Here is a 16,189-nt window from a genome sequence, read left to right as displayed (position 1 = left end):
TTGCTCATGTAATTTACGGCATGCCGGAGGCGTACTTGCCGACGTTCTGCTTGTCGATAATGAAAGCGGGGACATCAACCCAGCCCGGCACCTTCCGGCCGGCCAGCAGCCACAGCGCTGCGTCCACGCCTGTCGCTCCCTCGGTCGCCGGTCGCTCGCTGACCGTGGCGGTCATGTTGCCGGCAGCGATCTCCTTCTTCCCCTGGGGAATGCCGTCGGTGCCGAGGAGGAGGACCTTTCCCGCAAGACCCTTCTCCTTGATGGCGGCCGCCGCGCCCAGAGCCATCACGTCGTTCTGGGCATAGAAGGCCTTGATGCCCGGATGCGCGGTCAACATCGCCGTGGCGATGTCCTGTGCGGCTCTCTGGTCCCATTTAGCGGTCTGGGAAGCGACAAGCCGCAGGTTGGGGTGGGCTTTGAGTCCCTTTTTGAAACCGGCACCGCGGTTGAGCGCGTTGGAGGACCCGGGATCGCCTTCGATCATCGCCACCGCGCCTCCGTCCGGCAGTTTTTCGGCGATGTAGTCGGCCGCGGTTTTACCGATGACCTTGGCGTCCGGGCCGACGTAGACGACGCCCGGCACGGTTCCTTTCGCGTCGTTGAGCACGATCGCCGGCTTGCCCGACGAGAGGGCAGCCTTGTAGACGCTGTCCAGACCGGTGGCGGATATCGGCGAGGCAAGCAGCGCGTCACATTCCTGCTTCATCGCGGTCTGCGCCTTGTCCAATTGCTCGGTGATGGACGTTTCGTCGTTCACGGCATAGGTCTTGTAGTCGACGCCCAGTTTCTTGGCTTCCTTCTCGAAACCGTTTCGCTCGTAACTCCAGAACTCGTTCGACAGCGTCCTGGTCACGTAGCAGAGCTTCGTCCCCTTTTTCACCTTGGGCGCCCCGAGGCTGGACTGCACATCCCGCACCGGCTTCTTCGCTGTGGCGTCGACCAGTTTGGTGATGGCCGAGGACGAGCCACCACCGTCCGGTGTCGCTGAGCAGGAGACCAGCACTATGGCAGCCGGGACGGCGAGCGCCGCCACCCACCCGCGTCGTTGTACCGTCATCTGTCTGCCTTTCCGATGTGGAGCGAATCGAATCGATGTCCCCCCGGAATCTCCCGAACCAGAAGCTCTTCCGTTTCCCTTCTGAGTTCGAGTACCTGGCGGAACGCTCCGTCGAGATCCACGTCGTCCCAAGTGAGGATCGAGCCCTTCGCGATGTCCCGTCGCAGCTCGACGTGGTGTGCCAAAGCGACGGGAAGCGCGCGTCGCGCGACCGACGTCCGGGCAGATATCAGCTTCCCCCAAACGGTATAGCCGCCCTCGCCGTCAAGCACTTCGCCCGCGGCAAGATCTTTCTTCGCTGTCGCCACCACATCACCGAAAAAGCCCTTAGGAGCACCGGTGGCAACGCCACGGAGAGCGGCGTTCGCTATCGTGATGCCGAGCTCCAGGCCCACGTAATGGTAGGGCCGGTACAGCGCGGCATACTGCTTTGTCGGGTCCGGATGCCAGGGGTATTCCCCGAAGCAGCCGGAGACATAGTCATTGGTGGCTTTGACGACGACGAAGACACCCTCCTGAGTGTTGTGCGGGATCCAGGCGCCATCGCGGGTGACGCTCGACATGACGTCCACCGAACCCTCATGCGCCAGAACGCCACCCGCCTCCTTCGGCCGACAAATGGTTGCGATTTCCTCCACATCACCCGGCGTGAAAGTGAGACCGGCGTCGGATGGAATCAGGCCGGCGGCATTCGAGACGGCAGCCATTTCGATGGCCGCCTTCGTGCCGTCACGGAACGAGGTGTGCATGTAGGGGTTGAGCTGACCGGAGTCGGTGAGTTCCTTGGAAAACTCCCAGTTCTCCCATACGTTGTCGGGGTTCATCTCATGATAGTTCTCCAGGTATTTGGCACCCTTTCCGGCACACACCACCTGGAATCCGGACGTCCTCGCCCAGTCGACAAGCTCCATGACCAGCGCGGGCTGGTCCCCGTATGCGAGCGAGTAAACAACTCCCCGCGCCGCCGCTCGCCGGGCAAGCGCCGGCCCGACCAGCGCGTCCGCCTCGACGGTCACCATGACGATGTGCTGGCCGGTGTCGATGGCCCTGACCGCGTGGGACACACCGACGATGGGGTTCCCCGTGGCCTCCACGATCACGTCGATGCCCTCTGTGAACAGGTGTCCGGCGTCGGACAGGACCGCGGTCCGGCCGTGGGCCAGCGCGTCGTCGAGATCGTCCGAGGCGGCCCCCTCTGGCCAGTCGACCAGCTTGAGCGCCTGATGCGCCCGGTCGAGGTTGATATCCGCTATGGCTGCCACGTGGATGCCGGGCGTGGCGCGCACCTGGGCGAGGAACATCGTGCCGAAACGACCGGCGCCGATGACACCGACCCGGATCGGGTTGCCGTCGTGCTCGCGGGCCAGCAGCAGGTCATGCAAGTTCACCCGAGTCTCCCTGTGACTGGTAACGTGTGGTACCGGTTCCAGTTTTGTACCACGCGTGTTTCAAGAGGGTCAACGGTCACGTTCAGAGGTCTCGGAGGTCTCGGTTGCCCGCCCATGGCAGGCCCACCGGCGGTACGCACACGCCCGGCACACAGGGCGGCACCGGTGCTTTACTGTTCGTCGCTGTTCAGAGAGGAGAGCCATGAAGAAGGCGGCCACCATTCGAGATGTCGCTGCCCAGGCGGGTGTGTCCGTCTCCGTGGTGTCGCGCGTCCTCAACGACACAGGCCCGGTCGCTCCTGCGAAGCGTGCCCAGGTTCTCGGGGCGATCGAAGCTCTCAACTACCGCCCCCGCAGGGCAGCGCAACAGCTGAGTCACGGCCAAAGCGACACCATCGGTCTCCTGCTCGCAGACCTGACCAACCCGTTCTTCGCCCGGCTCGCCGACCGGGTCGTCGCGGAAGCGCGAGCGCGTCAACTGCAGATCTTGCTCATGACCACGCAGGAAGACCCTCATCTGGAGGCGCAGGCACTCGACACCCTCCTGGACCGTTCCGTGGGCGGCATGATCGGAACACCGACCGGCCACAACACCGAACGCTGGGAAAAGCTCGCGGCGCTCGACATCCCCGTGGTCTTCGTCGACCGGTCCATCAACCAGTTCCAGCAAATGGACGTGGTGAGCATCGAGAACATCGAATCCGCCGCCACCGCGACCAGACACCTGCTCGCGCGCGGGCACCGACGCATCGGCATCATCTCCGGACCGCTGGACACCACCACCGGGCTCGACCGAGTACGGGGTTACGAACAGGCGTTGCACGAATACGGTCTGGTGCGCGACGACAGTTTGGTGTGTCCGGCCCCCTTCCGGGGCGACCGCGGCGCCACCGCGATGGCACAGATGCTCTCACTTGACGACCCGCCCACCGGGGTCGTCATCGCCAATACCGCTCAGGTACGGGTGACGCTGCGCATGCTCTCCCAAGCCCGGGTGTCCATTCCCGATGATCTGTCGGTCGTGGTCTTCGACGACAATCCGTGGACGGAACTGATCCAGCCTCCCCTGACCGCCGTCCGCCAACCGATCGACATGCTCGCTCTCCACTCCGTGGAATTGATCCATGCACGGATGCGGCAGAAGCTTCCCCCGACGCCCCGTCACGTGCGCGTCGCTGCCGAGTTCGAGGAGCGTGCCAGCACTTCGCGAGTTGATCTCCACGACGGGTGACTCGTCGAAGCTCTCCGTCAGCCAAGAACGAAACCTACGGAGCCCTCATGGAACAAGCAGTCGTCGTCACTGCCGTCTTCACCCCTCTGCCCGGTTCCCGGGACACGGCGCGATCTGCCCTTCAAGCCGCCCTTCCCGACGTCCACGCAGAGGAGGGGTGCCTGCTCTACGCGTTGCACGACGCAGCGGACGGGTCGTTGGTCCTCATTGAAAAATGGGCTTCGCGGGAACATCTCGACGCCCATGCCTCTGGAGAACCGGTCGCGCGGCTCAACCGCGCCGTCGACGGTCTCCTTGAGGATGCACCGGCGTTGCGACCATGACGCCGTTGCCCTCTGGCGACGCCTCCAAGGGGCAACTGTGACCGTCTGACCTGAGGCCAGTCATCTGCCGCCAGGGCGGCCTTCACCTCGTGGAGGCCTGCTCTCCCGGGCCGGTGAGGCGTGCTGTCCTCCGGGATCTGGTACGAGCCGCCCGTCGCGGCGGTTCCGGCCGACGGTCCCAGGATCGAAGGCGACACGTGCATGAAAATGATTGTTCTGGCGAGATTACATACTCAAACAGGCATCAGCTTTCAGAGACTCCGGCTTTGGCCTGTGATGTCATGGGCCGCACACCACGGAACAGGGGGATGACGCATGGTGGCGCCGCAGGCCAGGTGGAGCGCGTTGCTGGAGATGCTGACGCGCGGCGACGGGCGGATCGAGGTCGAGGCCGCCGCCGCCGAGTTGGGGGTCTCCGCCGCCACGACCCGGCGTGATCTGGACGAACTGGCGCGCCAGCAGATGGTCACCCGCACCCATGGAGGCGCCGTGATCAACGCCATCGCGTACGACCTGCCGCTCCGCTACAAGGCCGCGCGCAACGCCCCGGAGAAGGATCGGATCGCCGACGCGGCGGCGGGTCTGGTGAAGGCGGGCGCCGTGGTGGGTCTGAACGGCGGCACCACGACCACCGCGGTCGCCCGGGCGCTGGCCATCCGGCCGGAGTTGGGCACAGAGAGCGCCGGGCCCTCGCTGACGGTGGTCACCAACGCCCTGAACATCGCCAACGAACTGGTCGTACGCCGCCATGTGAAGCTCGTCGTCACCGGGGGCGTGGCCCGCCCCGCCTCGTACGAGCTCACCGGACCGCTCGCCACGGAGGTGCTCGCGCAGATCACCCTCGACCACGTCTTCATCGGTGTGGACGCCATCGACGTCAGGCACGGTGCGACGGCCCAGGACGAGGGCGAGGCCGGCATCAACCGGGCGTTGGCCCTGCGCGCCGAGCAGGTGGTCGTGGTCGCGGACTCCTCCAAGCTGGGCCGGCGGGCCTTCGCCCGGATCTGTCCGGTAAAGGATGTCGATGTGCTGGTGACCGGTAAGGCGGCGGGCCCCGAGCTGACCGAGCCGTTCGCCGCCGCTGGTGTGGAGATCGTCCGGGCCTGAGCGCCGCGTCGGATCATGTGCGGACTCACTCGGCACCGACCACCGCCGGACCGCTGATCGGATAGCGCCCGAGAGGGCGGAACGGCCCGAATCGGGCCTGGTTCACGCAGCATTAACCACCGTTTCCCTCCCAGGTCTGCGGCATCAGGGCCCGCGGCGCGGACCCGAGACCCTCGTCACCAGCGGTGACGGGCCAGTTGGGGGAAGCCGAGAAACCATGGATGGAGGTGTTGACAGTTGTTGTTTGTCGCCAGAACATAAACACAAATACGCAAATTCTTGCAGCGCTGCTCAACGACGCCATGCCCCGCCCCGCAGGAGGACGTGAGTGCGCACCCACCCGTTCAGGCCGCGCAAGTCCCGCACACTCGGCACGCTCCTGGCCGCAGCGCTGGCCCTGATGCTCTTACCGTCCGTTGCCGGACCTCTCGCCACTCCGGCCGAGGCAAACACCACGGCCCGGCCGAAGGTGAGCCATCGCGCCGACACCCTCACCGTGACCGTGCCGGCCACCAGGAAGACGCCCGGCTACGTCGTCGACATCGCCACCGACGAGCTCGCCGTCACCACGGAACGCGCCGGTAAAGCCGTGCTCAGTACCGCGGACGGCGACACGGGGGGCCTGCGCTTCCGGTCCGGTGGCCAGTGGCAGCACGCGACCGAGGTCACCGACTGGACGTGGCGAGGCGGCGTCCTCACCCTCTCCGCCGACACCACGCTCGACGGAGCCACCGTCGCGGTGCGGCTGACGCCGGCATCCGACCGCTATCAGCTCGACTGGGATGTCAAGGGCGGCAGCCCCGACCAACTCGGCCTCGCCTACGACCTGTCGTCGGCCGGCCACTGGTACGGTCACGGCGAGGCGGAGACCCCGCAGGGCGGCCCCGGTGTCGACCAGCCCTGGCCGCTCGACGCCGGCGAGGTGAAACACGGGGCCTTCGGCCCGGCCTCGTACAACATGATCGACCCGTTCTGGTACTCCTCCACCGCGACCGGTCTCCGGGTCGACACCGGAAATGTCATGGACGTGACATTAGACAAGGGTCTCGGCACCTTCACCGTCGAGTCGCCCGACACCTACAAGGCCACCGTGTTCGTCGAGTCGACTCCGCTGGAGGTCTACCGCGACTACATCGGCATCGTCGGCAAACCGGCCAAGAGCGATGCCACGTACGAGCAGTACGCCAAGCCGCTGTGGAATTCCTGGGCGCAGTTCTACACCAAGGTCGACCAGGAAAAACTGCTCGACTACGCCACCGACCTGCACGCCAACGGTCTCGACGGGCACACCATCCAGCTCGACGACAAGTGGGAGTCCGATTACGGCAATCTGACGTGGGACCCGAAGACCTTCCCCGACCCCAAGGGGATGTCCGACAAGATCCACGACATGGGGTTCGACTTCGGCCTCTGGGTCACCCTGTGGATCAACTTGGATTCGGACAACTACCAGCACGCCGTGGACAACGGCTATCTCCTCATGGACGCCAAGGACACCAGCAAGCCTTGCGAGGTGACCTGGTGGAACGGCAACGCCGGAATCATCGACCTGGCGAACCCCGACGCCAGGGCCTGGTACGAGGGCAACCTCAAGAAGCTCATGGACACCTATGACGTCGACGGGCTGAAGTTCGACACCCGCTTCTTCGACGAGAAGTGCGCGCCACGCGAAGGCCATCAGGCCACCGATTACCAGGAGCTCGGCACGCGGCTCGCCGACGAGTTCGACCTGCAGGGCGCGGGCATCCGGGTGCACTGGAACGAAACGGCCCACGAGGCCGGTTTCGTCACCCGCCAGGTCGACAAGGGCACCGGCTGGGAGTCCCTGCGCGCCTCCGTCACCCAGAACCTGGCCATCTCCACCATCGGCTACCCGTTCGTCGAGTCCGACATGATCGGCGGCTCCGGCGGCCAGCCCGCACCGTCCAAGAACGTGCTGGTGCGATGGGCTCAGTCCGCCTCGCTGATGCCGCTGATGTACGGCTCGACGTCACCGGTGGACACCAACGACACCACCACCGGGCAGAAGGTGGACTACGACCAGGAGACGGTCGACCTCTACCGGCGGGCGATCGAGACGCACGAGAAGCTCGCCCCGTACATCTGGGACCAGGTCCGGAACACCCTGAAGACCGGCGACCCCATCATGCGGCCCCTGTTCTTCGACTTCCCGAAGGACAAGGAAAGTTACACCGTCACCGACGAGTGGATGCTCGGCCCGGCCGTACTGGCCGCGCCCAACCTCACCTCACGCGCCACCCGGGACGTCCATCTGCCGCCCGGCGCCTGGTACGACGTCAACCAGGGAACGGTGATCCACGGCCCCAGGACCCTCAAGGGGTACACGGCGCCACTCGGCGTCACCCCGGCGTTCGTCGACCTCGAGGCCAGGGGCGCCGCCAAGGCCATCAAGGCGCTGAAGCGCGACGGCGTCCCGGCCGCCTCCGTCCTGATCAGCCCGGATGCCCCGGCCACCAACTCCGGCACACCCTTCGAGGTGACCACCGAGGCGACCAACTGGTCCACCCGGACCATGAGGAACGCGAGGGTGGCACTGGACCTCCCCGATGGCTGGACCGCCACGGCGGGCGGCCCCACCACCCAGAGGTCCCTCACGGCAGGCGGCAGGCTCACCACCACCTGGACGGTGACCCCGGCCGCCGACGCGCGCTGGGGCGGTCACGATCTCGCCGGGACGGTGACGTACGACCGCGACCAGAAGGTCTCCGACACCGTGCGGGTGCGGGTCAAGCCGGCCCCGGGCGGTGTGGCGGCCCCGTACAGGACGACCGCCACCACCGATGACGCCCGGTACGCCCGGAGCGGGGACCAGTTCGCCATCTGGGCCGGCGGTCAGGACCTGTCGGGCTGGAAGGACGAGAAGGGCGTCATCTACCTCGACGACGCGGCCGGCGAGAAGGCCACCGTGCAGACCGAGCTGGTCTCCCAGGACAGCGCCTCACCCTTCGGAAAGGCAGGGATCGCCCTCGCCAACGATCTGACCGCCCCCGGCAAGGGAGGCTACGCGGTGCTGGTCATGACCGAACGGTACGGACTGGAGTTCATGACCGACAGCAATGGTGACGGCGCGCTCGACACCTGGGCGGGCGGGGGCACCACCTACCACCCGGCGTATCTGAGACTGGCCCGGGACGGCACCGCCTACACCGCGTACGCCAGTAAGGACGGCGAGACCTGGTCGCAGGTCGGCGCCGCCGAGGTGCCGTCGGCTGCCGGCACCGCTGACGCCGGGATGGTGGCCGGCGCGGCCAACGCGAGCTATCCCGGCGAGGACATCGAGGCCGTCTTCCGCGGCTTCTCCGTCACCTCCTGACGCCACCCCCGTGGCCGAGCACATCCGCCGCTTCCCGGCCACCCGCGGCCACATCGCCCCAGGCCCTCCGGGGACCGAAGCCCGTGCACGTCCGTGAGAGAGGGGAACACAAGCCCATGGCACGTACGTCCACGTTCGTCACCGGATTCGTCGCGGGTGTGGTGGTGGCCGCGAGCACCACCGCGATCGCCGTTACCGGCACAGCGACTGGCACCGACCTCGATTCCAAGACCACCACCACCTGGCTGACCGTCAAGGTCGCCGATGCCATGGGCACCAGGGACACGATCACCTGGGTGCCCACCGGGTCCTTCGCGAGCTCCGCGGAGGAGCGGGTACCGCGTTATCCGATGACCGCCATCCAGGGCAGGGACACCAAGGAGCTGGCCCTCACCGCCGTCCGCAACGAGCAGGTCTCGGCGCAGCTGGCGATCGCGTCCGGCCACGACCTCGACAACGTCGAGGCCGTGGTCGGCGATCTCACCGGACCCGCCGGGGCGAAGCTGTCCGGCGTCGACACCCAGGTCCGGTTCGTGAAGTACGTACCCGTACAGCGTTCCAAGAGCGAGGTCGACTGGTCCGCCACCATCGACCAGGTCAGCTCCGGCAAGGAGGTCTCCGGCGACCGCAACCCCGACGTGGTCGGCGACGCGCTCGAAGAGCGATCCTCCGTGGACGTGCCCGCGTACGCGGCGCAGCCGCTGTGGTTCACCTTCCGTGTTCCCGAGAAGGCCAGGCCCGGCATCTACCGGGGCGCGGTGAGGGTCGCCGCCGACGGCCGTACCCAGGCCACCTACCCGCTGACCATCGAGGTCGCGGACGCGACCGTGCCGGATCCTGAGGACTACCGCTTCTTCCTCGATGTATGGGCCCAGCCGGAAACCATCGCCCAGGCGCACCACGTGAAGCTCTGGTCCGACAAGCACTGGAAACTGATCGAGACCTACAGCCGCGACCTGGCTTCACGGGGCCAGAAGGTCATCAACACCACCGTCGTCGACAATCCCTGGCACCATCAGTGGTCGCTGGGCACCCGGGAGTCGCAGACGGCCACGCCGTACTCCAGCATGATCGGCTGGGCCTGGGACGGGGACACATTCTCCTTCGACTTCGCCCGCTGGGACACGTACGTCCGGACCGCCAGGCGCGCTGGACTCGGACCGGACATCGGCGCCTTCTCCATGCTGGCGTTCCAGGACGAGGAGCACCTCACCTACGTGGACACCCGCACCGGCAAGACCGTCTATGAGAACGTCGATCTGGGCGGGGACCGCTGGCGGGAGGCGTGGGGGGCGTTTCTGCCGGCCTTCGAGAAGCATCTGAAGGCGAAAGGCTGGCTGGAGAACACCTGGCTGTCCTTCGACGAGCGCCCCATGAGCACCATGACCGTCGTCAAGGACTTCGTCCACGAGGTCGCGCCGGCCTTCGACCACCGCATCTCCGTCGCCGGGTCGATCAGCACGGAGAGCGTCGCGTCGAACCTGTCCGTCGACTGGGGCGGCATCGACGCGATGACGAAGGAGAAGGTGGCCCAGCGGCGCGCGGCCGGAAAGACCACCACCTTCTACGTGTACGGCTCACCGGCCCATCCGAACACGCTGTCCTACTCCCCCGCCGTCGAGTCACGGATGCTGCCGTGGATCTCCGCCCAGCGGAATCTGGACGGGTTCCTGCGCTGGTCCTACAACAGCTGGACCCGCGACCCCTTCCGTCAGCCGGTGCACATCTTCACCCAGGGCGATGAGTACCTGGTCTACCCGGGCAAGGAGGGGCCGATGTCCAGCATCCGCTGGGAGCAGTTGAAGGAAGGCATCGAGGACTACGAGCTCATCGCCGAGCTGAGGGAGAAGGAGCCCGGCGCCGCCGACAGCGACGCGCTGACCGGGGCCCTGGCCACGGCGACCCGGAACCTCGACGGCCGTACGAAGGATGTCACCGACATCGAGACCGCGCGGGCGGCAGTGGTGAAGGCGCTGACGTCATGAGGGGGCGATGGGGCTCCCTGCTGCTCGCCGCGCTCCTGGCTGTCATGCCCCTGACCGACGTGCACGCGGCGGCACCGGCCAAGGCCGAGCCGCGAGGCCAGGCGCGGCACACCGTCACCTACGACCAGTACTCCGTGAAGGTCGACGGCGAACCCCTGTACCTCTGGGGCGCCGAGTTCCACTACTTCCGGCTGCCCAGCCCCGACGCGTGGCGTGACGTGCTCCAGAAGATCAAGGCGGGCGGCTTCAACGCGGTCTCGCTGTACTTCGACTGGGGGTACCACTCCGCCAAGCCGGGCAGGTACGACTTCACCGGCATCCGTGATGTGGAACGGCTGCTGGACGAGGCCGAGCGTGCGGGGCTGTATGTGATCGCCCGCCCCGGCCCGTACATCAACGCCGAGGTCTCCGGCGGCGGCCTGCCCGCCTGGCGCAAGACCCAGGCCGGTGTGAACCGCACCTCCGAGCCGGAGTACCTGGAGGCGGCCCGGGAGTGGATGAGCAGGATCAACCCGATCATCGCCCGGCACCAGCTCACCCGGGGCACCGGGACGGTGATCCTCTACCAGGTCGAGAACGAGTACCAGGGCGGCCGCCAGGACGCCGACTACATGCAGACCCTCATCGACTGGGCGCGCCGGGACGGCATCGACGTCCCCACCTTCGTCAACGACGGTGGCGCCAACAAGAACTGGGTCAGCGGCAAGGGCGCCCCCGACATCTACGGCTTCGACGCCTACCCACAGGGCTTCGACTGCAAGGACCCCGGCACCTGGAAGAACCTGCCCGACTACTCATACGTCAAGGAGTGGAAGCCCGGGTCCCCGCTGATCATCCCGGAGGCGCAGGGTGGCGCCTTCGACCCCTGGGGCGGCACCGGATACCAGAACTGCGCGAAGCTCACCGGCACCGACTTCACCCGGGTGTTCAGCAAGATGAACATCGCCTCCGGAGTGAGCGGCCAGTCCTTCTACATGACGTACGGCGGGACCAACTGGGGCTGGCTCGCCGACCCGAACGCGGTCTACACCTCGTACGACTACGGCGCCGCGATCAATGAATCCCGTCAACTCACAGATAAATACCAGGAGTTCAAGCGCCTCGGGTACATGGTCAATTCCCTGACCTCGCTGGCGCGTACCGACAAGGCCGAGCCGCCCGTCCCGTCCGACGACGCGCTGCGCGTCGACCGGCGGGTCAACCCCGACGACGGCACCCAGTTCTTCACCGTCCGGCACGCCGACACCCGGGTGAAGGACAAGGACCGGACCACCCTGTCCCTCTCGGGCAAGGATGGCGACTACCCGCGCGTACCGCAGCAGGGTGCGATCACCGTCGACGGCCGGGACGCCAAACTCCTCGTCGCGGGCTATGACCTGGGCGACCAGCGGCTCGTCTACTCCACCTCGGAGATCATGACGCACGCCCGCGTCGGTGGCCGTGAGGTGGCGCTGCTGTACGGACGTGAGGGCGAGGCGGGAGAGACCGTACTGCGCTATGCGAAACGCCCGAAGGTCACCGTCCTCGACGGCGATGTCACCGCCGCCTGGGACGCCGAACGCGGTGATCTGCGGCTGGACTACACCCACCACGGGCTGGCCCGCGTGCTGGTGGACGGGGTGGAACTACTGATCGCCGACACCGCCGAAACCGCTCACTGGTGGCGGCAGGACACCGCCGCGGGCCCGGTCCTCGTGCGCGGCCCGTCCCTCGTTCGTACCGCCGAACTGGATCGCGGAACACTGGAGTTGACCGGCGACTCCACCGAAGCCGCGAAGATCGAGGTCATCACGGACGCCACCAGGGTGACCTGGAACGGCCGCAGGACCGCTGTCACCACGGCGCCCCGCCCCATCGAGCTGCCCGAGCTGACGACGTGGAAATACAAGGAGGAAGCGCCGGAGTCCGCCCCGGACTTCGACGACTCCGCCTGGGCCACCGCCGCCAACCTCACCGCCCACAACGCGGAACTGGACGGATCGACGCCCGTCCTCGCGATGGACGAGTACGGATACCACCACGGCGACGTCTGGTACCGCGGCCGGTTCACCACCACGGGCAAGGCGACCGCGCTCGCGCTGAACGCCGACACCGGCCCGACCGGTCAGTACGCGGTGTGGCTGAACGGCAGCTACCTCGGCAGCTCCGGCGACGGCGCGCACACCTTCGACATTCCCGCGAGGACTCTGAGGGCGGAAGGGGACAACGTCCTGGCCGTGCTCGCCGAGAACGCGGGCCACAACGAGGAATGGGGCCACGACTACTCCAAGGAGCCGCGCGGTCTGCTCGGGGCCGAGGTGATCGGCGAGGCCACCACCCTCACCTGGAAGATCCAGGGCAGCCGGGGCGGCGAGAAGCCGGTCGACGCCGCCCGGGGCCCGTACAACAACGGCGGGCTGTACGGGGAGCGGGCCGGCTGGTCGCTGCCGGGCTACCCCGACGAGGGGTGGAAGCGCACCACCTTGTCCCGGCAGACTGCGAAGTCCGGGCCCGGCGTGCGGTGGTACCGCACCACCGCCAGGCTCGACCTGCCGCGTGGCCAGGACAACGCGATCGCACTGGACCTCACCGAACCCGAGGGCGGCGGCACCGGCTACCGCACGCAGGTCTTCGTCAACGGCTGGCTGATCGGCCGTTACCTGCCGGACACCGGGCCGCAGACGCGGTTCGTCATCCCCAAGGGCATCCTGCGCGAGCAGGGCAGCAACACCATCGCCCTGGCCGTCTGGTCCACCGACGCGGCCGCGGGTCCCGGTTCCGCCGCCCTCGTCGGCCTCGGCGCGTCGGCGGGAGGGACCGAGGTCCGTACCGTGGCCGCGCCCTCGTACGACGCCGAGACCTACGCCATGCCGACGCCGGGCGCCCATGTCACCGTCGGCGCCGAGCCGTTCCTGAGCACCGGCACGGCCACCGAGGTCCCCGTCACCGTCAGCGTGCCGGAGGACGCGCCGATCGCCCGGAACGTCGAGCTGGCGCTGAAGGTCCCGGACGGCTGGACCGCGACCACCGACGACACCACCCGTTTCGGCCGGGTCCGGCCCGGCGACACGGTGACCGCGGGCTACACCGTCACCCCGCCCCGCGACCCGGTTCCCTACGCCGTCCTGTCCGCGAGCGCGAAGCTGACGCAGACCGGCCGCCCGGCCGCCGTCTCCGGTGAGCGGGCCGTGCAGGTGCCACCGCCGGGGCTGTCCGCCGACGCCTACGTCAGCGACCTGACCCTGGTCCAGGCTGTCAACGGCTGGGGCCCGGTCGAGAAGGACGCCTCCAACGGCGAGTCCGCGGCGGGCGACGGCCGGCCGCTCGCCATCGGCGGCACCACGTACGCCAAGGGCCTCGGCGCACACGCGAACAGCCGGGTCCGGGTCCACCTGGGCGGCGGCTGCACCCGGTTCACCGCCACCGCCGGGGTGGACGACGAGGTCGGCGACAACGGCAGCGTTTCCTTCCAGGTCATCGCCGACGGCCGCTCCCTCCTCACCACTCCGGTGCTGTACGGCTCCGACGACGGTGTCGCCGTCGACGTGGACGTGACCGGCGCCCGCCGGCTCGACCTGCTGGTCGACGGCGACGGCGATGTCTCCTCCGACCACGCCGACTGGGCGGACGCCAAGCTGACCTGCGGCGGCGAAGCCTGATGCCGGGCCGCCGATTCGCGGCCCTGGTGGCCGCCGTGACGGCGCTGCTCATGGCGGCGCCGGCCGAGGCCGGGCAGCCGGCCCGGACGGCCTGGACGGGTACGTGGGCCACCGCGCAGCACGCCTCGTACGACCCGGGCACCTCGGAGGTGACCGTACGCATACCGGTGCGCGTCAGTGCGGGCGGGTCAAGCGTGCGGATCCGGCTGACCAACGGGTTCACCGACCAGCCGGTGCGGATCGGTCACGCCACCGTGGGGCTGCGCGACAGCGGTTCCGCCGTGGCGCACCCGTACGACCTGCGGTTCGGTGGGAAGCGGGAGCTGACGATGGCGGCAGCCGGGCACGCGGCCAGTGACCCGGTCCGGCTCGCCGTGCCCACCCGTACCGACCTGGTGGTCAGCCTGTACTTCCCGGGCCGGCTCACCCACATAAGCCAGCACTGGATGGGGTTGCAGACCGTCTACTGGACCCAGGACGGCGGCGGTGACCACGCCCGGGACGCCGACGGGAGCGCCTTCACCACGACCGACTCCACGTTCCCGTTCCTGACCGGGGTCGACGTCCGGGGCGGTGACACGGCGGGCGCCGTGGTGGCGCTGGGCGACTCCATCACCGACGGCGCGTCGTCCACGGCGGACGCCAACCGGCGCTGGCCCGACTACCTGGCGGCCCGCCTCTCGGCCTGCTCGCCCACCGGCGGGGTGCTCAACGAGGGCATCAGCGGCAACCGGATCCTCACCGGGACCGACGGCAACCCGTCGGCGCTGGACCGGCTGGAGCGCGACGTGCTCTCCCAGCCGAACGCCCGGACGGTGATCCTCGCCGAGGGCGTGAACGACCTGAGCTGGGGTGGCGCCACCGGCGACCAGGTGATCGGCGGTATGCGGCAGATCGCGCGGCGGGCCCACGCCCGCGGGCTGCGGGTGATCGGCGCGACCGTGGTCCCGTACCGGGGGTGGGGCGACTGGTGGACCGAGGACAAGGAGGCCGACCGGCAGCGGGTCAACGCGTTCGTCCGCGACTCCGGCGGCGTCTTCGACGGGTACGCCGACTTCGACAAGGCGGTCCGCGACCCGGACGACCCCACCCGATACGCCGCCGCGTTCGACTCGGGCGACCATCTGCATCCCAACGACACCGGGATGAAAGCGTTCGCCGACGCGATCGGCCCGGCCGCCCTCGGCGTGGTCCGCGACTGCCCCGCCGCCCGCGTCCGGCTGACCCCCTACCGGCCGAGCCTGCAGGGCGGTCGGGCCACGCAGATGACGACGACCGTCACCAACACCGGCCCCACCACCGTCACCCACGTCGGCTCCCGCCTGAAGCTGCCGCACGGCTGGTCCGCCGAACCGGCAGGCAGTACACGGATCCGTGCTCTCGCTCCGGGCGACAGCGCCGCCGTCACCTGGACGCTCAGTCCCGCGGCCGACGCGGCATGGGGTGCCCAGCCGATCGGGGTGGACGCCTCCTACCACCAGGGCGGCCGGACACGGCACGACTCCGACAGCGTGGGCGCCACCGTCGTCCCGGTCCCGTCGGAGGTCCGGGCCCCCTACCTGACGACCGCCACCGCCGACGACGCCCAGTACGCCCAAAACAGCGGTCGCGAGGGTGACCAGTTCGCCATCTGGGCGGGCGGCCGGGACCTGTCCGGCTGGAAGGACGAGAAGGCGGCCGTTTACCTGCCCGGCGCCGCGCCGCGCTCCGGCAGCGTCAGCACCCGGGTGGTCGGCCAGACGGGCGGCGGGCCGTCGGCCAAGGCGGGGATCGCCGTCGCGGGCGACCTGGTCGCCCCGGAGAAGGGCGGCTACGCCGTGCTGACCATGTCGGCGCAGTACGGCGTGGAGTTCATGACCGACAGCGACGGCGACGGCCGCCTGGACACCTGGGCCGGCGGCGGCACCTCCTACCACCCCGCCTGGCTGAAGCTCGTCCGCGACGGCACCACATACACCGCGTACGCCAGTGCCGACGGCGCCCGCTGGCAACAGATCGGCACCGCGACCGTGGCCTCGGCCCGCGGCAGCGGCGACGCGGGCCTGGTCGCCAGCGCCGTCAACCTCGACTATCCGGGCCGGACCACCACCGCCGTCTTCGATTCCTTCGCCATCACCGAGTGAGAG

At 68.5% G+C, this 16,189-nt stretch carries 9 protein-coding genes; 7 read left to right on the top strand and 2 right to left on the bottom strand.

Annotation, left to right across the window (positions count from 1 at the left end; genetic code table 11):
* Positions 1-13: 13 nt before the first annotated feature.
* Both ACFZCY_RS41130 and ACFZCY_RS41125 read right to left on the bottom strand, forming a co-directional pair.
* Positions 14-1,057 (bottom strand): substrate-binding domain-containing protein, encoded by a 1,044-nt coding sequence (locus tag ACFZCY_RS41130; RefSeq protein ID WP_391185779.1) that lies wholly within the window; start codon positions 1,055-1,057, stop codon positions 14-16.
* Positions 1,054-2,445, bottom strand: coding sequence for a Gfo/Idh/MocA family oxidoreductase (locus ACFZCY_RS41125; RefSeq protein ID WP_391185776.1), 1,392 nt, complete (start codon positions 2,443-2,445; stop codon positions 1,054-1,056). Before ACFZCY_RS41125 ends, ACFZCY_RS41130 begins: the two co-directional genes overlap by 4 nt.
* Positions 2,446-2,647: 202 nt before the next feature.
* Here ACFZCY_RS41125 and ACFZCY_RS41120 point away from each other — a divergent pair, with 202 nt between their 5' ends.
* The 7 genes from ACFZCY_RS41120 (at position 2,648) to ACFZCY_RS41090 (ending at position 16,186) form a co-directional block, all read left to right on the top strand.
* Positions 2,648-3,676, top strand: coding sequence for a substrate-binding domain-containing protein (locus ACFZCY_RS41120; RefSeq protein WP_391185773.1), 1,029 nt, complete (start codon positions 2,648-2,650; stop codon positions 3,674-3,676).
* 47 nt (positions 3,677-3,723) lie between these two features.
* Positions 3,724-3,999 (top strand): antibiotic biosynthesis monooxygenase, encoded by a 276-nt coding sequence (locus ACFZCY_RS41115; RefSeq protein WP_391185770.1) that lies wholly within the window; start codon positions 3,724-3,726, stop codon positions 3,997-3,999.
* Positions 4,000-4,314: 315 nt separating this feature from the next.
* A complete protein-coding gene (locus ACFZCY_RS41110; protein ID WP_391185768.1) occupies positions 4,315-5,106 on the top strand; it encodes a DeoR family transcriptional regulator in 792 nt (263 codons plus the stop codon).
* A gap of 328 nt (positions 5,107-5,434) precedes the next feature.
* On the top strand, positions 5,435-8,440 hold the full coding sequence (locus ACFZCY_RS41105) for a TIM-barrel domain-containing protein (protein WP_391185766.1): 3,006 nt from the start codon (positions 5,435-5,437) through the stop codon (positions 8,438-8,440).
* A 116-nt stretch (positions 8,441-8,556) separates the two neighbouring features.
* Positions 8,557-10,425, top strand: a complete 1,869-nt coding sequence (locus tag ACFZCY_RS41100; RefSeq protein WP_391185763.1) for a glycoside hydrolase domain-containing protein — start codon at positions 8,557-8,559, stop codon at positions 10,423-10,425.
* Positions 10,422-14,063, top strand: a complete 3,642-nt coding sequence (locus ACFZCY_RS41095) for a beta-galactosidase (protein WP_391185760.1) — start codon at positions 10,422-10,424, stop codon at positions 14,061-14,063. Before ACFZCY_RS41100 ends, ACFZCY_RS41095 begins: the two co-directional genes overlap by 4 nt.
* Positions 14,063-16,186 carry a GDSL-type esterase/lipase family protein gene (locus ACFZCY_RS41090; protein WP_391185757.1) on the top strand — a complete coding sequence of 708 codons (2,124 nt, stop codon included), beginning with the start codon at positions 14,063-14,065 and terminating at the stop codon, positions 16,184-16,186. The genes ACFZCY_RS41095 and ACFZCY_RS41090 overlap by 1 nt, the downstream gene beginning before the upstream one ends.
* Positions 16,187-16,189: the final 3 nt, after the last annotated feature.

The sequence above is a fragment of the Streptomyces sp. NPDC007983 genome, assembly GCF_042958345.1.
In the GTDB taxonomy this organism is placed as follows: domain Bacteria; phylum Actinomycetota; class Actinomycetes; order Streptomycetales; family Streptomycetaceae; genus Streptomyces.
The sequence above is the reverse complement of the archived record's forward strand: the minus strand, read 5'-3'. Positions and strand labels throughout refer to the sequence as shown.

Coding starts and splice junctions, on each gene's coding strand:
- ACFZCY_RS41130 (WP_391185779.1), bottom strand. CDS start 1,057: ATGACGGTACAACGACGCGGGTGGGTGGCGGCGCTCGCCGTCCCGGCT.
- ACFZCY_RS41120 (WP_391185773.1), top strand. CDS start 2,648: ATGAAGAAGGCGGCCACCATTCGAGATGTCGCTGCCCAGGCGGGTGTG.
- ACFZCY_RS41115 (WP_391185770.1), top strand. CDS start 3,724: ATGGAACAAGCAGTCGTCGTCACTGCCGTCTTCACCCCTCTGCCCGGT.
- ACFZCY_RS41110 (WP_391185768.1), top strand. CDS start 4,315: ATGGTGGCGCCGCAGGCCAGGTGGAGCGCGTTGCTGGAGATGCTGACG.
- ACFZCY_RS41100 (WP_391185763.1), top strand. CDS start 8,557: ATGGCACGTACGTCCACGTTCGTCACCGGATTCGTCGCGGGTGTGGTG.
- ACFZCY_RS41095 (WP_391185760.1), top strand. CDS start 10,422: ATGAGGGGGCGATGGGGCTCCCTGCTGCTCGCCGCGCTCCTGGCTGTC.
- ACFZCY_RS41090 (WP_391185757.1), top strand. CDS start 14,063: ATGCCGGGCCGCCGATTCGCGGCCCTGGTGGCCGCCGTGACGGCGCTG.